This window comes from Ureibacillus sp. FSL K6-2830, assembly GCF_038004145.1.
In the GTDB taxonomy this organism is placed as follows: Bacteria; Bacillota; Bacilli; order Bacillales_A; family Planococcaceae; genus Ureibacillus; species Ureibacillus thermosphaericus.
In genome coordinates, this window is the sequence record NZ_JBBOQR010000001.1 from 441,107 (window position 1) to 459,785 (window position 18,679).

Genomic DNA, 18,679 nt, shown 5'->3' on the forward strand with positions numbered 1-18,679 from the left:
CACTCCTTTATTCATTTTCATTATGAAATACTTCTTGGAACTTTGTCATAAAGAGATCTGTTTGTTCATTTTCAACATCTTCATCACCTTCAGGTAATGGAGGAAGCTCTGATAAATTGGATAGTCCAAAATAATTTAAAAACTCTTTTGTTGTTCCGTAAAGAATAGCTCGTCCTGTACCTTCTGCTCGTCCGACTTCCCGAATAAGACCTCGTGATGCGAGAGTCTGGATAGGACGTTCACTTTTCACACCGCGCAAGTCTTCAATTTCTGCCCTCGTAATAGGTTGTTTGTATGCAATGATTGCAAGAACTTCTAAGGAGGCTGTTGAAAGTACTTGACTATTTGGATTTTCAACTAATTTTTTGATCGTATTTGCTAATTCTGGTTTTGTTGTTAATAAATATGTATCAGACAATTGTTTTATTGTAAGACCAGATGCAACATTATTTTCATAAAGGGTTTTTAACTCACTTAATCCAGCTTCGATATCCACTTCCCCCACATCTAATAATTCCGCCAGTTGTTTAACCGTCAGTCCTTCATCTCCTACAACGAATAGTAATGCCTCCATCCTAGCCATCAAGATTTTCGAGTTCACCTAATCGTTCCTCCTTCTGCAAAATCACGGTCAAATCTTCAAAGTTTCTTTCTTGTTCGACGAAAACAACTTGACGTTTCATCAATTCTAACAGCGATAAAAAGGTGACAATGATTGTGGATTTATCTTCATAAGGGAAGAGATCTGAAAAGCTGGATTTACCACCCCGTTTTTTCAGCACATCTACAACTCTTAACATTTGTTCTTTAACTGGAATATCTTGTTTTTTTACAGTCGTTTTTAATGGCTTTCTCAATTGTTTTCTTCGAAGCATTTTTTGAAATGCGTACAGCAAATCATAAATATTGACGTCTGCATTAAACAATGCAAGTTGCTCATCCGGCATAAATGGAGACAGGTCACTTGGCGGTTTTGTAAAGTTCTCTGGTCGATTTTCTTCCATCTTTTTCAATTCAATTGCTGCTTCTTTATACTTTTTATATTCAATTAACTTTAGGACTAATTCTTCCCTTGGATCGGGTTCTTCCACCTCAAATTCTGTCTCTTCCATCTCCCCTTCATGAATCGGGAGTAACATCCGGCTTTTAATGGCAAGGAGTGTTGCAGCCATCACTAAATATTCACTGGCTTCATCCAACTCCAGCACCTTCATTGCTTGAACATGCTCCATATATTGAGCGGTTAATTCTGCCATCGGGATATCATATATATCAATTTCCAAACGTTGAATTAAATGCAATAATAAATCAAGTGGTCCTTGAAAAGCATCTAGTTTTACTTCATACATATGTCACACACCTTGCGTTTCATATTAAAAAATGAGTATAGAGAAAAGAGGTTCATATTCACTATGCATCCCTTATTTCATCCGCTATTTATCGATTTTTGCGCATATTTCAATGGTAATCAAGATTATTTTGAATGTCACGAAGTTTTAGAGGAATATTGGAAGACAATTGCACCTGGAAAAAAAGAACATCCTCTCGTTGGGTATATACAATTGGCGACCGGCTTATATCATTGGCGAAGAGGAAATCTTCGCGGCGCTCATCGCATAATGAGAAAAGCCTACAAAAAATTTTTATCCAATCAAGGACATCCATTTTTTGATTATATCGATTTTCAGCAATTATGTAACGATTGTTTAAAAAGTATTGATGCCATAGAAAACAATCAACCATACAAAGCTTTTCAAATCAAATTAATGAATCGTGATTTAATAGAAAAAGTCAATGGCAAGATTTCATCACTTCCACCGTTGTCCCATGAATTTCTTCTTCATAAGCATATGCTGCGCGATCGTTCAGATATTCTAACAATGCGTGAAGAAAAAAGAAATGGCAGACGTTAATTTTCGTCTGCCTCTTGTAAGCTATGTAAGCATTTCTTAACAAAGGGTTCTGTTTCTTCACAAGCTTTGATTTCTGTATATTCACCACATGTTTTTAATTCTTTTAACATTTGCTTGGCAATTCCCTCACCTCTATAGGAAGGAACAACCGTAATGTGCTGAATCGTCGCTACAGAATCTTCCTCTAATACGCCTACAATTCCTACATACTCATCATCTTTTTTCCATAAATATAATTGCCAATTGTCTTCTTGTTCATAAGACTGCATTGTTTCCATTAATTTTTTGACGTCCTTTTCTTGGGGCATAAACGAAAGTAAACCCATCGCAATTTTTTCGAGTGATTTTTTATAACGTACTAACATGTATCATTCCCTCGTTTTCTTATCGCATACAAACATTCTTTACTATCGTACACGATTTCAAATTAAGAATCAAATTTCACCCAGAAATTACCAGTTTATCGATTCATTTACTGAAGTTTAGGAATTAGTACAAAAATGTAAAACAATGCCCATACTAAACAAAAAACGACAAAAAATCCTAACAATGTCCATTTTGAAAATTTCACAATTTATTCACCTTGTTTAAATGATATTCTTGATCGTTTACAATAATATCTTCATAGCTCTCTCTTCTAATTGCTAGTTGATGTGCACCCTTTTCCACAAAGACAACTGCTGGTCTCGGCACACGATTATAATTAGAAGCCATTGCATAGCCGTAAGCACCTGTACAGAAAATTGCGAGTATATCACCAGGTTCTGCTTGTTGGAGAGGAGCATCCTCAATTAGTTTATCACCAGATTCGCATAGTTTTCCAGCCACAGTATAAGTGTAATCTTTTGGCAGATTTGCTTTATTAGCAATGACAGCTTCATATTTTGCATTGTATAATGCTGGACGAATATTGTCGCTCATTCCACCGTCAACTGCAATATATTCACGGATATTTGGTACGACTTTGTGAGAACCAATAGTGTATAATGTAGTTCCTGCATCTCCAACTAGGGAACGTCCTGGTTCAATCCAAATTTCAGGCATTGCTAAACGACGTTTTGAAGCTTCCTCTTTTACTGTTTTGACCATCTCTTCAACATACACATGGGGTTCAAGAGGACGATCTTCTTCTGTGTAGCGGATGCCAAAGCCACCGCCTAAATTAAGTACTTTACATTGGAAGCCAAATGCATCGTTCCATTCGCCAATTTTTTCAATTAATTTCCCTGCAGCTAAACTAAAGCCGTCCGTTTCAAAAATTTGAGAACCAATATGACAATGTAAACCTAGTAAATTTAAATATTCATGATTCGCAACTAGCTTGAATGCTTCATCCGCTTGACCGTTATATAAATCAAAACCAAATTTAGAATCTGCTTGTCCAGTTGTAATGAAATCGTGAGTATGTGCTTCCACACCAGGAGTGACACGCAATAAAATATTCATCGATTGTTTTCGAGATTCTGAAATTTCTTTTAATAGTTCAATTTCATAGAAATTATCTACAACGATACAACCAATTTTTGCATCAAAGGCGAGGATTAATTCATCATAAGATTTATTGTTTCCATGGAAATGAATGCGTTCAGCGGGGAAGTTTGCCTTTATAGCAGTATATAATTCTCCACCAGACACAACATCTAGCGATAAATTTTCTTCGTTAACAAATTGATAGATTGCAATACATGAAAATGCTTTCGATGCATATGCAACTTGTGCTTCAACACCATGTTTAATAAAAGTGTCTCTAAATGCGCGAGCACGATTTCTTATTAATTCTAGGTCATAAACGATTAGTGGAGTCCCATATTCTTTAGCTAGCTCAACTGTATCAACACCACCGATATGTAAATGGCCATTTTCTCCGATTGTTTGAGTTCCGTATAAGTGCATAGATTCCCCTCCGTATACAAATAAGCTGTCCATGTCAAAAATTTCAACTTTTTCCTCTAAGGGTCGACAAAACGAAGCATTCCATTTCAACTTTATGAATTCCATCTACCAGTCAGCAGATAAAATGGTAGGAAAGCCCAATTTCGCCAACTTTCCCTGAATTAAATCATCTATACAATATAGATTGAATATTTTGACACTGGACAGCCTTAAATTTTTAGTTTTATGTTTGAACTTTAACATAGGCGCACATCTTTCGCAACTGAATTTAAACACGTTTCCGCTGCTTTGCTCCAACAATATATGGCCTGAGGGCATCGTCTGCCATCGGGAATCGAATGAATACCCTTAAGAAGGCTTTGGGGAAAAATGGTACTAGTGGCCACATGTAAGGAATTTGCATCGGCCGTAGTGCACAAAAATACGAAAAGATGAAGAAGAAGCCGATGAAAAATCCACTAGGTCCAAATAAGGCTGTTAAACCTAATACAATAAAACGGAAATATTTTATGGAAACACTTAATTCGAAGGTTGGAATGGAAAAAGTGAATATTGCGACAACTGCTGCATAAAGTACAACTTCAGGTGAAAATAAACCTACATCAATGGCAATTTGTCCAATGATTACACCCGCTACTAACCCCATTGCAGTGGATAGTGGCGTTGGTGTATGGATTGCCGCAATTCTCAAATATTCCAAACCTAAGTCGGCAATGATGATTTGCAATAATAATGGAATATTCGATTCTTCTTTTGAACCGATAAAATCAAGTGCTTCCGGTAAATATTGCTCATGGGTGGCCAGCAAATACCAAATCGGCATAAATGTTAAACTTAAAAGAATTGCAGTATAACGTAAAAATCTAATGGTTGAACCAACAAAGGGTGATTGTCGATACTCCTCGGCGTGCTGCATTAAGTGGAAAATCGTAATCGGCAGCAAAATAACCGACGGAGACGTATCAACGACAATGGCAATATGGCCTTCAAGCAAATGGGCGGCAACAATATCCGGTCTTTCCGAATACCGAACAAACGGAACTGGGTGAAACCTTTGTTTAAAAATCCACTCCTCTAATGTTTTGTCTGCCATCGTCAATCCATCGTGGTTAATTTCTTCTAAACGTTGCTTCAACCACTTTAAATGTTTGTCATTGACAATATCTTTAATATAGGCAATTGCAACATCAGTTCTTCCGTTTGTTGTGATTTTATATAGTTCAAAACGCAGCTCTGGGCTTCGAATTCTCCTGCGAATGAGCGCCGTATTTAGCATAATATTTTCAGCAAACCCATCTCGGGAACCTCGAATAACTTTTTCATTATCCGGTTCATCCGGTTGACGACCTGGATAACTTCTTAGCTCTGTTAAGTAGGCGTAGCCTTGTTGTGTCACAAACCCAACTTGACCACTTAAAACGCCGAGCAGAAATTCTTCTTTATCTTTCGGCTCAGCTTTTCCATAAAAGTTGAACATATTGTCAAAATAGATGTCGTCATTTTTAACCGAATGAGCAGATTGTTTTTCTTCACTATCAAAATAAAGCGGTGTTAATTGCACAGTGAGCGTCATTCCATCAACAAGACCGCTGATATATACGCATAGTACAGGCAAATCTTTGACATGAACTTCTTTAATACAGACATCGAAAGATTCATCTTTACCAAATTTTGAATATAAGAACTCTTTCGCCTCATCTAATGATGCAAAAATTTTGTTCGTCATTTATTCACCGTCTTTTTTGTTTTACTTGATGTATTTGATGAAGTATCCATCCATTGTTTTAATTGGGCTAAGATTTTCTTTTCTAGCCTTGATACTTGAACTTGAGATATGCCAAGCCTTTCAGCAATATCCGTTTGCGTTAAATCTAAATAATAACGTAAGTAAATGATTGCTTGTTCACGCTTATCAAGCTTTTTCAATACTTCTTTTAATGAAATATATTGAAACGGTAATTCAGATTTTTCATCCTTCATTTGATCCATTAACGTAATGGAGTCTCCCTCTGACTCAAACAACTGTTCATGAAGAGACGCCGGATCTCTCATTGCATCAGTTGCCACTAAAATTTCATCTTGTGACACACCAAGCATTTCCGCTAATTCTGAGACTGAAGGCGGCTTCTCATTGGTCTTTAAGTATTCATCGGTGACTTGACGTATTTTAAAATTTAACTCTCGGATGGAACGGCTAACCTTCACCATTCCATCATCTCTCAAAAAGCGCTGAATTTCTCCGATAATCATTGGAACAGCATAAGTTGAAAACTTTACATCATATGATAAATCAAACTTATCCACCGATTTCATTAATCCAATACAACCAATTTGAAATAGATCTTCAAGCTCTACTCCTCGAGAAGCAAAGCGTTGAACAATCGACCATACGAGCCGCGTATTTCCTTCAATCATCTGTTTTCGTGCTTCCATATCGCCGGCCTGAGCAAGCTTAATGAGCTCCCGCATCTCTTCTTGCGTTAACAAAACATTGGACGGCTGTTCGATTGTCCTCATCCCCCTTACTTCTTCCAAATACCTTTAATATTGGCATCCAATTCAAAAATTATTCTTTTAAACTCAAAGGTGTTGAATTTCACTCATGTTGTTAAGATATTTGCGTCATTTTCATCGAGTGAAATTTTTTGGAAAAAGTAACGACCGTTCCAACACCAGGTTCAGATTCCACTTGAAGATGATCTGCAAAACTTTCCATGATGGTAAAGCCCATCCCAGACCGTTCCATATCTGCCTTTGTCGTAAATAAAGGCTCCATAGCTTTTTTAATATCCGGAATCCCCTTTCCTTGATCTTTCACAGCTACTGAAACGACATCTCCTTCGCGAACTGCATGGACAGTGACAATCCCTTTGCCATCCTCGTCATATCCATGAATGATTGCATTGGATACAGCTTCTGAAACAATCGTTTTGAATTCAGATAGTTCATCAATTGTTGGATCTAATTGAGCCACAAAACTTGTTACCGCAATTCTCGCTAAGCTCTCATTTTCACTTAAAGCTACAAATGAAAGTGTCATTTCATTATCCATTCACAATCCCCCTTGCATATAAGATCGCCTCTTCTTCTTTACCCTCCATCACATACTTGCTTAACCCCGAAAATTGAAATATTTTTTTCATCGTATTTGAAGGGTTTAAAATGATGGTTTGTCCATTGACCGCACTTAACTCTCGCATGCGGCCTAAGATGAGGCCAATCCCTGAACTGTCCATAAAATTTAATCTCTCTAAATTCCAAATGATAGTGTGCAGATTTCCTTTTAAAATCGTTTGAGAAATGTGAGTACGAATTTTTTCCGTTTCATGATGATCCAATTCGCCATATAATCGAATGATGGCAATATCTCTTTCCATATTTATTTCAAAATTCATCCGTTACATCGCCTCCTCCCTTCGCAATTCCACATAGCACGTCAAAATCCCTTTCGGTTGACAATAGTAGAAGAAATTCGCCGAAACTAGTAAAAATACGACAAAAACTTTTAAATAATATGTTTTACTCGTTTCTCATGCTTTCTTCATCCACCACCTATACAAACGAATCAATTTGACGAGCTTGCGAAATAACGAAGAACGCTAGTAGGAGTCGATAAACGGATTGCAAGCTCATCTGGAAAGGCGTCATCAATTCATAAATCTATTAACTCACAGCATACAATTGGCATTCAATCAAATAATGCTTCAATCCTACAATCCAGTTATCCAACCCGCCTTCCCTTATTCCACTTGACCTATGCTTTTTTGCACTGGAATTTGGCGTCATCATGAAACGTCAAGATAAGAAGAGATTACCTAATCAGCTTTAGTATGGAAAAAAAGGATAATTTTAAACATAATTAAGGACAGATTTGAACCAAAATATTTTGGTTCTTTGTCAAATGGTGTTGGTGAATAAATTTTAGTGACATTATTTGGTAATATGTAATCGGATGGCTTAGGGGAAATTCGAGGTTCCCCTAAGCTGTTTTTATTTTCGCTAAGTTTTGGGTAATGAATATTCGGTTTCTAAAGTGATAGAAGGATCGATAACCGAAAGAAATGCGTTTAATCACTTTGATTTTGTTATTAATCCCCTCTAAAATGCCGTTGTTATAATCATATTTCAACGTATTCTCCACGTAATTTATGTATTTGTTTATTGTCTTGATGGCGGTTTTCATATAGCTGGAAACGCTGTTCTGTTTATTCGCCAAGGTTTTCTTCAAGAGCTCAAAGTCTTTGGTTTTGATGCAATGTCGAACGTATTGGTATAACTCATAGGACGCTTTTAATTCAGAATCTAAATCAATGAGATAGTGGAGAATCTCCACCTCACACATATGCTTTTTAAAGCAACGATGATATTTATAGTTCTTATAATCAAGTTTTGTTTGATCTTTCAGAAGGAGCTTCCAGTATTTTTTCAATTTATTGTAATTCTTTTTATCCCGATTCATGACGTTGATGCGCGTTTTGTTTAAAGCTCTGCTAAATAGTTGGAGGATATGGAATTTGTCGAGTATGATTTCCGCTTTAGGGAAAACTTCTTGGATTAAGGAAATATAAGGGCTGTACATATCGATGACAATCGTTTTTACCGCATCTCTCGCCTTCTTGGAATACCGTAAGAAATACTCTTTGAGGACATGTAATCTTCGGTCCTCCACGATATCCACCATCTCCCCCGTTTCAGAGTCGCAGAAAATAAAGGACATCGCTCCAGCTGCGGATTTCACTGATTTAAACTCATCAAAACACAAATGCTTTGGAAGGTAGTGAACATTTGGTTGATAGTAGCTATAAAAGCTGTCAATGACTCGACTGACAGTGGCATGAGAAACATTATGTTTCATCGCAATATCTTTTTCGGATATTTTATCTTTGGCATTTAAAGCAATCGATACTTTAGTATTGTTGGAAATACAACAGTTTTTAGCCACGACGCTCGTTTTTAAAGTAAACGTGGAATGACAATGTTTACAGAAATAACGCTGTTTACGCAATTTTAAGTAGGTATGAAAACCTGAAATGCTAGGCATTTTAATGAGAGACGTTTTAAAACCGTGTTTAATGATTTGATCATCAAAGACATGTCCACAAGCATAACAAGCTTTTGGTTGGTAAGTTAATTGGCCATAAAAGACTTTTGATTGGACCCCTTTAATGAGTTCTTCTGCACAAAAATTTTCATCAAATGTGATATTTTTGTCTTTAATATTTAATAAATTACGTATAGAATAATGATGAGACATGTGACATCACTCCTTGTAAATGTGGTTTTGGTCGATTACATTTTACCAGAGTTTTGTCACTGTCTCATTTTTTTTTGTTCAAAAAAATTGGTGCTGGTTTATACTCACCAACACCAAATATTATAGAGCCAATATTTTCAAATCTGTCCTTCCAATCATTTTAACTAATTTTTGTTGTTGATAATTCTTCGCATTCACGGAAAGCGTAATGTTTACATCCAATACAACTGTTTCGGTTAACGCATCCTAATGCGCAATTAATGGCATCTCCAGTATGTTCGAAAAAGTTATGTTCACCTATTTCATTTGTTAAACCACTTTTATTTAATAAGGTTTTCAAACTTGGTTGTACGCCTGTTACAAGCAGTCGTCCACCTTGTGATTTAAAATTGCGAACAATATTTCGCAAATATGCCTCACCGGTTGCATCAATAAATGGCACTTTCCCCATTCGAAGTACAAGAATTTGCGGTTTATAGTGAAGGGACTTTAAAATTCGTTCTTCAAAGGTTTGGGCTGCACCGAAAAACAGTGGACCTTCAATTGTATAGATACTAATTTGAGGACAATCCCGAGATTCACTTACGACATGGGATTGAACTTTTCCGTTATTTTTATGGTCGGGCAATACTTTCGACACTATCAGCATGTCGCTCATTCGTTTTACAAATAACAAGATGGCCAACAACAATCCTACAAACACTGCGATTGTTAAACTTGTAAAAACAGTCAGTAAAAACGTAATAATTAATACAAGTGAATCCCCTGATTTTAGTTTTAATACATGAGCAAAATGTTTACGCTCACTCATATTCCATGCAACAACCATTAACACAGGAGCTAAACTGGCTAACGGAATATGCACCGCTAAAGGCGCAAACAACAATAATGTGATGAGAACAAATAGTCCGTGAATAACACCAGACATAGGCGATGTAGCTCCGAACTTAATATTCGTTGCTGTGCGGGCAATTGCACCAGTTGCAGGAATACCACCAAATAGTGGCGTTACCATATTCGCTATACCTTGTCCAATTAATTCACGATTTGAATTATGTTTACTATTTGTCATGCCATCAGCAACTACTGCAGATAACAATGACTCGATTGCACCTAACATGGCGATGACAAAAGCTGGCCCCAACAAAGACACCAATCGTTCAAGGGAAATTTCCGGTAATTTTAATTGTGGCAATGTGTTAGGAATAGCTCCGTAAGTAGAACCAATGGTAGCCACTTGTCCATTAAAGAAAATAGCAGCAACAACTGACGAAATAACAATGCCCATTAATGGCCCCGGCACTTTTGGCAACACTTTAGGAGTAATGAGGATGATAGCCAAACATAATATGGCAATAAAAATACTATAGACATTCATTGTATTCAAATGAGAGGCGATTTCCCACATGTTATCAATGAAACGCTCATGCTGCTCCAAACCTTGCAATCCTAGAAAATTAGCAATTTGTCCAGTAAAAATGATTACTGCAATCCCAGCAGTAAAACCGATTGTAACAGGTCTAGGAATATATTGAATAAGCACTCCTAGTCGCAATACACCCATTAATACGAGCATAATTCCCGCCATCAGACCGGCAAGCAGCAAATCTTCATAGCCATATACAAGTACAACGCCTAATAAAATAGGAACAAAAGCACCTGTTGGTCCACCAATTTGATATTTCGATCCCCCAAATAGTGAAATAAGAATCCCCGCAATGATTGCCGTATAAATTCCATACTCTGGCTTCACACCAGAGGCAATCGCAAAAGACATCGCTAAAGGAATAGCGACTATTCCAACAATTGTCCCTGAAACTAAATCTTTTTTAAAAGAATTTAACGAATACCCTTCAAATCTCCCCCGCCAAATTTTACCCACTCTTATCCCTTCTTTAATTTTCTCTTTTATTGCTTTATTAAGTTAATAATATACATTTTTCATATTTTTGTCATATTTTTTATGAAAAATTTAGAACTTTTTTAGTCTCTTAAATTAAGAATATCGAACCCTTTTATTCATAACCATCATAAATTGCAAGAAAACGAAAAAGAGCGAATTGGAAAACTCACCATTCACTCTTTTTAAATCGTTTAATAATAGTAGATCTATTCATTTTGCGTGTATTACCACATGCAAAAGTTTCATTCTGCAACAATCCCTTTAATCAAAGAAGGAGCTTCTACTTTTTGATTCGATATGAAGATGTTCGAATATATTCTTTCTTTAATCTCATTGATATTTTCTCGGTTTGAATGAATCGTTGCTAGTGGTTCACCTTTTTCAACATAGTCTCCAACCTTTTTATTTAACACGATTCCAACAGATAAATCAATTTCGGAATCTTTTGTTGCCCTTCCAGCCCCTAAAAGCATAGCGGCTACACCGATTTCGTTGGCAATTATTTTTTCTACATGACCTGACTCAGTTGCTGGAATCTCAACTTGAAATTTTGCCTGTGGTAATAAAGTTGGGTCATCCACAATTGATGGATTTCCACCTTGAGAAGCAATAAATGCTTTAAACACTTCCAATGCTTTTCCGTTTGCTAATACATTTTCCACCTTCGTCCTAGCCTCTTCAAGGGTTTGTGTTTTGCCACTAAGATAAACCATTTGTGAGCCAAGGGTTAAACAAAGCTCTTTTACATCTTCCGGGCCATTCCCTTTTAGCACTTCAATTGCTTCTTTTACTTCAAGGGCATTTCCGACAGCATAGCCGAGCGGTTGACTCATATCGGATAAAATAGCAATCGTTCTTCTTCCTAATTGATTGCCGATTTTCACCATTGCATGGGCTAACTTTTCTGCCTCTTCGACCGTTTTCATAAATGCCCCTTCACCGACTTTTACATCTAAAACAATGGCATCAGCACCACTCGCAATTTTTTTGGACATAATGGAACTCGCAATGAGAGGAATGCTAGGTACGGTACCTGTCACATCTCTTAAAGCATAGATTTTTTTATCCGCGGGCGTTAAATTTCCGCTTTGGCTAACAACTGCCATTTTGATGTTATTGACTTGTTGAATAAACTCGCCGCTAGATAGTTCCACTTGAAAACCAGGAATAGACTCAAGTTTATCAATCGTTCCACCAGTATGTCCTAACCCACGTCCACTCATTTTCGCAACTGGAACTCCACAAGCAGCCACCATAGGAGATAAACAAATAGTCACTTTATCTCCAACACCACCTGTAGAATGTTTATCACACTTAACTCCTTGTATGGCAGATAAATCAATGGTATCCCCCGATTCTACCATCGCCATTGTTAAATCTGTTCGTTCTCTTTCTGTCATATCTTGAAAATAAATGGCCATTAGTAAACTTGCAGCTTGATAATCTGGGATTGAACCTTCTGTATATCCTTTGACAAAAAATTGAATTTCTTCTGTTGAAAGCTCCTTCCCATCTCTCTTTTTCTCAATAATATCCACCATTCTCATTTGACTCACCCCGTTAAATTAAATTAGACAAAAAGCTCGTACCATTCGCCGGTGCGGGAACATTAAAGTTTTCAGCAATTGTTGCTGCAATGTCCGCAAAAGTTTTTCTCAAACCTAAATCTCCTGTTTCTTTGAATCTTTTCGAATATACGAGCAATGGTACATATTCACGAGTATGGTCTGTTCCTTTAAAGGTTGGATCATTTCCGTGATCTGCCGTAATGATGAGTAAATCGTCTTCTTTTAACAACTCGAGCACTTCTGGTAATCGCTGATCGAATTCCTCCAACGCTTTTCCATAACCAATTGGGTCTCGCCGATGTCCATACAACGCATCGAAGTCTACTAAATTTAAAAAACTTAATCCGTGGAAATCTCGTTTTACCGCTTCTACTAATTTATCCATTCCGTCCATATTATCTTTCGTGCGAATGGCTTCCGTTACCCCTTCACCGTTATAGATATCCGAAATTTTCCCAAGGGCAATCACATCAAAACCATGATCTTTAAGTTCATTCATCGTCGTTCTTCCAAACGGCTTGATTGCATAATCATGTCGATTCGCAGTACGAGTAAAGTTTCCAGGTGTTCCTACAAAAGGTCGAGCAATCACACGCCCAACTAGATACTCCGGCTCTAGAGTAAGATTTCGTGCAATTTCACAAATTTTATATAATTCTTCTAATGGGACAATGTCTTCATGGGCAGCAATTTGAAGAACTGGATCAGCGGATGTATAGACAATAATTGCTCCCGTCTCCATATGCTCTTGTCCCAATTCTTCAATAATGGCGGTTCCGCTTGCAGGTTTATTCCCAATTACTTTGCGCCCCGTTTTCTCTTCTAGCTGCTTAATTAAGTCATCCGGGAAACCATTTGGATATACTTTAAAAGGTTGATCTACTCGTAACCCCATAATCTCCCAATGACCGGTCATCGTATCTTTTCCTGCTGAAGCTTCTTGCATCATTCCGTAATAGGCTTTCGGTCTAGAAACCTTTTTTATACCTTTTATTTCTCGGATATTTCCTAAACCTAACGCCTCCATATTGGGCATGCGTAACCCATTCATTTCTTCTGCTATATGACCTAACGTATCGCTTCCAACATCGTCGAATTTCTCTGCATCTGGTGCTTCCCCAATTCCTACTGAATCCAATACGATTAAATGAATTCTTTTAAATGGTTTCATTTTTTTCCTCCTTATCATTGACAATCTACGCACGAGGATGGAATTGCTTATATACTTCTGAAAGTCTTGTTTTACTAATATGTGTATAAATTTGTGTTGTAGAAATGTCCGCATGTCCTAACATTTCTTGTACCGAGCGGAGATCCGCTCCGTTTTCAATTAAATGTGTAGCAAAGCTATGCCGCAAAGTATGGGGAGTCATTTCCTTTTTGATATTTGCAGCTAAAGCATGCTGTTTCAGTAGTTTCCAACATCCTTGCCGCGTTAAACGTTTTCCTCTACGGTTAATGAAAAACGCATCTGTTTTTGGATAATTCCCTTGCAACAGATGACGAGCTTGTTGCAAATATGTTTCACATGCATAAAGTGCGCTCTTTCCTAGAGGAACAATTCGCTCTTTTCCACCTTTTCCATAAATGCGCACAAATCCCATCGATAAATGCACATCTTCTAAATTAAGTTCAATACATTCACTAATCCGCATACCCGTACCATAGAGCAATTCAATCATAGCCACATCACGGATACCTTGGGGTTTGGAACGATCAGGTGCATGTATTAATGCTTCGATTTCTGCAATGGATAACACTTTCGGCAATGTCTTTTCAATTTGAGGCATTTCCAAATGTACTGTAGGATCATGATCAGTGATTTTTTCCCTTAATAAAAATTGATGGAATGAACGGATTGATGAAATGTGGCGGGCAATCGTTCGAGAAGATTTGCCATTATCCCTTAAATGCTCCAAATAGACTAGAATTCTAGTACGATCAACATCATTTAACCGCTCTAATTTTTGCCCTTTATGTAAATGTTCAATATAATCTTCTAAATCCCTTCTATAAGATGCTAACGTATTTTCAGAATATTGCCGTTCTACTCTTAGAAAATGGAGATAATCTAGGACGGCTTCTTGCGCTTCTTTCATTTTTTCTCACCTGTCCCTTCCTTTCTATAAAATGATAGAGATTTTTATGAAAGCATACAAGATTTAACATTTTTTTATTAGGAATCAGATGCAAGAAATCTTAAATAATTGATATTCTCTATCATCATCATTCTGCATTTTATTGCGAAAAATCGTGCAAACTTTACAATTCTGCAAGTATTTCAACGGATTTCGAAAGCATTTGAATTTCTAACGATTATTCGACAAAAAATCCCTAAATAGGGATTACCTATTTAGGGATTACTCATCTTCATGATCATGTTTTTCTTGGCAACGATGACAAATTCCATGGAATGTGAGACGATGGTCTTTAATTATAAAATTCCATCGCTTTTCTACTACCATTTCTACTTCTTCTAATAAGTCTTCTTGAATTTCATCTACTGAACCACACTCAATACATACTAGGTGATGATGGAAATGTTTTGCACCTTCTTGTCGAAGATCATATCTGGAAACGCCATCTCCAAAATTAATTTTATCGACAATTTTTAGTTCTGTTAATAATTCTAGAGTGCGGTACACGGTAGCTAGACCAATTTCAGGCGCTTTTTCTTTTACTAATAGATATACATCTTCTGCGCTTAAATGATCCTCTTCATGTTCTAATAGTACTGCAACTGTCGCTTCACGCTGTGGCGTCAGTTTATAGCCAGCACTATGTAATTGCTTTTTTATACGATCAATACGGCTTTCCATATGACGCCCTCCTAAACACATTCCATTATAACAAAAGTCTAAAATTAATTACAAGATTAGGGGACTAATTAATGATAGATGAAATAACGAACATTTCCCCAACGCACATCACTGTAAAAGCAACCACTAATGTAATAAATAAATGTTTATTAAAAACAAACTTTCGATTCGGCCCTACTTTTCTAGTTCCAAATACAGAACATAGCGCTAATAGTAAGATACAATAAATTAGTTGAAATGGAAACCACCAAACACTATAGACAAGAATCGATTCTTGTTGAGTTAACAAAAATACCGAACCGAAACCAAAAAATGTGGCCTTTACTGCTACTACTAGTCTAGCAAAAAAATGGAGATATGGGTGAGTTGTAAAAAATAATACAAATAATCCCCATGCAACAATTGGTAATATCGTTTGCCACATAGTGACATCTGATAGTTCTAACACACGCGGATCCACTAACTTAATAAGATTCATAGACTTGTCCAAAGAAAAAGCTTGGAAACAAATAACCCCACTGACAAAACCTATTGCTAGTAAAAATCCATATTGAATAACTTGTACGGAACGAAACATAAGCATTCTCCTTTCGTTGTTACAGCTTATGCTCGTCCACGGGGTTTATTAGTACGAATTTTAGTAAATTCTATCAAAATTTCGCTCTTCATAATTTTACATTTCGTTTAATTTTACCCAAAGCACGCTAAATGCTGTTTTCGCATCATAGATTTGCTGGTTTTTCACCATTTCTTCCGCTTCTTCTAACGTTACTTCTATGATGGATACAAATTCATCTTCATCCAATTCTCGTTTTTCTTCTATTTTATATAAATCTTTTGCCACATAAAGATGGATGATTTCATTTGCAAATCCAGGGGATGTTGCGAACGATTGAATATATGTCAATTGTCTTGCACCATAACCTGTTTCCTCTTCCAATTCTCTTCGTGCACAGACGGCTGGATCTTCTCCTGGTTCCAACTTCCCTGCTGGAATTTCAATTATTGAACGTTCCAACGCTTTTCGATATTGTTCTACTAAAACAATCTTTCCTTCATTGGTAATTGGAATAATCGCAACTGCTCCAGGATGATGAATAATTTCCCGTTTGGAAGGTTTCCCATTTGGCAAAATCACATCATCCACTGTTAACGTAACAACTTTTCCTTTATAAATCTCTGTCGAATGAATCGTTTTTTCTTCAAATTTTTTCATACCAATTCCTCGCTTATCCTTCATACTGAATTCATTGTACCATTAGTTCTTTAAATGAAAAGCAATTTGTATATCGGAAAGCGCCAAAAGCGAATCATCAAATTTTTTCAAGATTCCCTAAAATGATAAAGATGGTAAAATCAAGCATAAAACAGAATGATATTGGGGTTCGTTAGGATTGTTTTGGGTTTGGTAGTGTCAAAAGTTCTATGAAAACTCAGTATTGGAAGGATGTGTTCTAACGAAAATAGAGAAAATGCCGCCGCAATCGCTCTTGACAAACACGTCAATGGTTTGATTTCGAACCAACAAGGGCGAAGGGAACAAAAAGAAGGCACACCAAAGAAGCCCTTGCCAATTCCCATTTTAAACCATTGACTGGTTCGGTTTGTCAAGAGTTCGCTTCGCCGATGCTGGTAAGGGCTCTGCTAAACAAAAAGTTAGGCAGTTTGCTCTACTAGCCATTGTTGAGCTAAACCAATCAGTTTTATCCAACGTGCAGGCATATTCGGCAGTTCTTTTAGTTCTGGAATGACTACAGGCACTTTGCCTTCCAGGGCTGAATGTGGCCGCAAGAAGTTAAAATAAGCCACAAACAAAGTCACATAAGAAACGGATCCGTGATCGGATCCAAATCCGTGTGTCGATCTGTAATTACCCTTAAATGTTCGATTCAGTCTTTCAATAATTTGTTTTAGCGGTCTGTATTCCGTTGAAACCGGGTCTTCGTTGGTTAGTCCAATGACCTGCTTCACATCAAACGTAATACCGTGCTGGGCAAAAAAGTGTTGTGCTAAAAGGTAAATCGGATTGCCATCTACGACAAAGGTGAGGTCTTCAGGAATCTCTTTCATCTTCCATAAGACCTCATCAATCGCGCGAATGGCTGATACTGTATCACGATTTGGAGAAACAGGGTAGGACAGAATAATTTTCTTTACCGCATCAAAAAAGAAAAAAAGATAATGCCAACGGCCATTCACCTTAATGTATGTTTCGTCTCCGCAGAATTGATCAGAAAGCTCGTAAGGATAATGATCCACATAAGGTTTGAGCAGAAGTGCTACGCTGTTTTCGTAATTCAATATACTCTGGTGAGAGATGGGTACACCATGAACATCCTTCATCAGTGCAGCTGTTTTCCGAGCCGATAAGCCATAGTTTACATGGTAGGTTAAAATGAGCCCCAATGTGTGCGGTGACACATGAAGCCTGGACAAATCCACTTTTGGCTTCTTAGGTGAATGTTTGGCTAACGGCTGATAATCAATTTGAAACTGACGGAATATGTATCGAACTTTAAAAGACTGAGGATCCTTTTCGAACTGCTTTTTCTCTTTTTTAGACATTCCTCGCAGTTTCTTTTTGTAATACGGACAGTCATTGTTTTTGCACTTAAATACGAGAAAATCTTTTCTTTCCTTGATCTTCTCGAGTGTTTTCGAACAGTGTGGACATTTTAGTACAGCCTCCTTGGCATATTGATTCTTTTTATTAAACAGACACGCACACACCTTGCATTGATACTGTCCTTTACCTCCGTTATTGGCATAAAGATAATCTGACGGAGCACCACACCTTGGACATTTCATGGATGAAGGTACTTTACCTTTTGAATTGGAGCGTCTCTGAACAGGTTTGAGAGGTTTCCCGTTCTTCTCCAAATATTCTTTGAGAAGAATTTGATAATCAAGCTTTTGTAGAGTTTCAATGATTGGCAGCTCATCCACCTGGAGTTTTTGATAAGGCTTATTGACAGGCTTTTCAGTTGGCTTATCAAACATGTTTTTTCCAATCAGAAGGGTAAGTAATGTTCGAATCATTTGATCTTGGTACTTGATATATTCAAGCAAATAGGTTAATAATTGAGGTAACAACTTGTCACTTCCTTCATTAGGGATTTTTGAGTGTGTGGTTACCTCATAAATACCCTAATTTTAAGGGGGTGGCAAGTTTTTTGTTTATAAAACCTTATATATCAATAAATCATCTAGATTTTATCTATAAATTTTTGACAATACGTTGGGTTTGTTAGGGGTTATTACATGGGCATCAATATGGAAAAAAGAAGAATTATGAGCTCGCTCTGATTATCCTTTTTTCTATTTCCTAT

General features: G+C 37.0%; 18 protein-coding genes. 1 reads left to right on the plus strand and 17 read right to left on the minus strand.

Features of this window, described 5'->3' with window-relative positions:
• Window positions 1–7 precede the first annotated feature (7 nt).
• Both scpB and NSU17_RS02190 read right to left on the minus strand, forming a co-directional pair.
• On the minus strand, window positions 8–583 hold the full coding sequence (gene scpB, locus NSU17_RS02185) for an SMC-Scp complex subunit ScpB (RefSeq protein WP_340705472.1): 576 nt from the start codon (window positions 581–583) through the stop codon (window positions 8–10).
• Window positions 576–1,349 (minus strand): segregation/condensation protein A, encoded by a 774-nt coding sequence (locus NSU17_RS02190; RefSeq protein ID WP_340433626.1) that lies wholly within the window; start codon window positions 1,347–1,349, stop codon window positions 576–578. Before NSU17_RS02190 ends, scpB begins: the two co-directional genes overlap by 8 nt.
• Before the next feature lie 63 nt (window positions 1,350–1,412).
• Between NSU17_RS02190 and NSU17_RS02195 the strand changes: the two genes are divergently transcribed.
• Complete coding sequence (locus NSU17_RS02195; protein ID WP_016836911.1) at window positions 1,413–1,913, plus strand: DUF309 domain-containing protein; 501 nt, start codon at window positions 1,413–1,415, stop codon at window positions 1,911–1,913.
• Here NSU17_RS02195 and NSU17_RS02200 read toward each other — a convergent pair.
• The 15 genes from NSU17_RS02200 to NSU17_RS02270 form a co-directional block, all read right to left on the minus strand.
• Window positions 1,910–2,278 (minus strand): GNAT family N-acetyltransferase, encoded by a 369-nt coding sequence (locus NSU17_RS02200; RefSeq protein WP_096550772.1) that lies wholly within the window; start codon window positions 2,276–2,278, stop codon window positions 1,910–1,912. The two genes, NSU17_RS02195 and NSU17_RS02200, sit on opposite strands and share 4 nt — an antisense overlap.
• Before the next feature lie 202 nt (window positions 2,279–2,480).
• Window positions 2,481–3,806 carry a diaminopimelate decarboxylase gene (gene lysA / locus NSU17_RS02205; RefSeq protein ID WP_096550771.1) on the minus strand — a complete coding sequence of 442 codons (1,326 nt, stop codon included), beginning with the start codon at window positions 3,804–3,806 and terminating at the stop codon, window positions 2,481–2,483.
• A 268-nt stretch (window positions 3,807–4,074) separates the two neighbouring features.
• Window positions 4,075–5,532 (minus strand): spore germination protein, encoded by a 1,458-nt coding sequence (locus tag NSU17_RS02210; RefSeq protein ID WP_340704168.1) that lies wholly within the window; start codon window positions 5,530–5,532, stop codon window positions 4,075–4,077.
• Window positions 5,529–6,323 carry a SigF/SigG family RNA polymerase sporulation sigma factor gene (locus NSU17_RS02215; RefSeq protein WP_096550769.1) on the minus strand — a complete coding sequence of 265 codons (795 nt, stop codon included), beginning with the start codon at window positions 6,321–6,323 and terminating at the stop codon, window positions 5,529–5,531. Before NSU17_RS02215 ends, NSU17_RS02210 begins: the two co-directional genes overlap by 4 nt.
• A 91-nt stretch (window positions 6,324–6,414) precedes the next feature.
• Window positions 6,415–6,858: an anti-sigma F factor gene (spoIIAB, locus tag NSU17_RS02220; RefSeq protein ID WP_016836906.1), complete on the minus strand. Its 444-nt coding sequence runs from the start codon at window positions 6,856–6,858 to the stop codon at window positions 6,415–6,417.
• Window positions 6,851–7,201 carry an anti-sigma F factor antagonist gene (gene spoIIAA / locus NSU17_RS02225; RefSeq protein ID WP_016836905.1) on the minus strand — a complete coding sequence of 117 codons (351 nt, stop codon included), beginning with the start codon at window positions 7,199–7,201 and terminating at the stop codon, window positions 6,851–6,853. Before spoIIAA ends, spoIIAB begins: the two co-directional genes overlap by 8 nt.
• Before the next feature lie 584 nt (window positions 7,202–7,785).
• Window positions 7,786–9,060 (minus strand): ISL3 family transposase, encoded by a 1,275-nt coding sequence (locus NSU17_RS02230; RefSeq protein ID WP_340704169.1) that lies wholly within the window; start codon window positions 9,058–9,060, stop codon window positions 7,786–7,788.
• 160 nt (window positions 9,061–9,220) lie between these two features.
• Window positions 9,221–10,942, minus strand: a complete 1,722-nt coding sequence (locus tag NSU17_RS02235) for a SulP family inorganic anion transporter (RefSeq protein ID WP_340433610.1) — start codon at window positions 10,940–10,942, stop codon at window positions 9,221–9,223.
• A 263-nt stretch (window positions 10,943–11,205) separates the two neighbouring features.
• A complete protein-coding gene (locus NSU17_RS02240; RefSeq protein ID WP_340704170.1) occupies window positions 11,206–12,510 on the minus strand; it encodes a pyrimidine-nucleoside phosphorylase in 1,305 nt (434 codons plus the stop codon).
• A 13-nt stretch (window positions 12,511–12,523) separates the two neighbouring features.
• Entirely contained in the window at window positions 12,524–13,702 is a 1,179-nt protein-coding gene (deoB, locus tag NSU17_RS02245) for a phosphopentomutase (RefSeq protein WP_340704171.1), read from the minus strand.
• A gap of 25 nt (window positions 13,703–13,727) precedes the next feature.
• Window positions 13,728–14,630, minus strand: a complete 903-nt coding sequence (gene xerD / locus NSU17_RS02250) for a site-specific tyrosine recombinase XerD (protein WP_016836901.1) — start codon at window positions 14,628–14,630, stop codon at window positions 13,728–13,730.
• Between the two features lie 261 nt (window positions 14,631–14,891).
• Window positions 14,892–15,350: a ferric iron uptake transcriptional regulator gene (gene fur, locus NSU17_RS02255; RefSeq protein WP_016836900.1), complete on the minus strand. Its 459-nt coding sequence runs from the start codon at window positions 15,348–15,350 to the stop codon at window positions 14,892–14,894.
• 64 nt (window positions 15,351–15,414) lie between these two features.
• A complete protein-coding gene (locus NSU17_RS02260) occupies window positions 15,415–15,927 on the minus strand; it encodes a hypothetical protein (protein WP_340704172.1) in 513 nt (170 codons plus the stop codon).
• Between the two features lie 96 nt (window positions 15,928–16,023).
• Window positions 16,024–16,566, minus strand: a complete 543-nt coding sequence (locus tag NSU17_RS02265; protein ID WP_340704173.1) for an NUDIX hydrolase — start codon at window positions 16,564–16,566, stop codon at window positions 16,024–16,026.
• Between the two features lie 440 nt (window positions 16,567–17,006).
• Window positions 17,007–18,443, minus strand: coding sequence for a DDE-type integrase/transposase/recombinase (locus NSU17_RS02270; RefSeq protein ID WP_340704174.1), 1,437 nt, complete (start codon window positions 18,441–18,443; stop codon window positions 17,007–17,009).
• Window positions 18,444–18,679 lie beyond the last annotated feature (236 nt).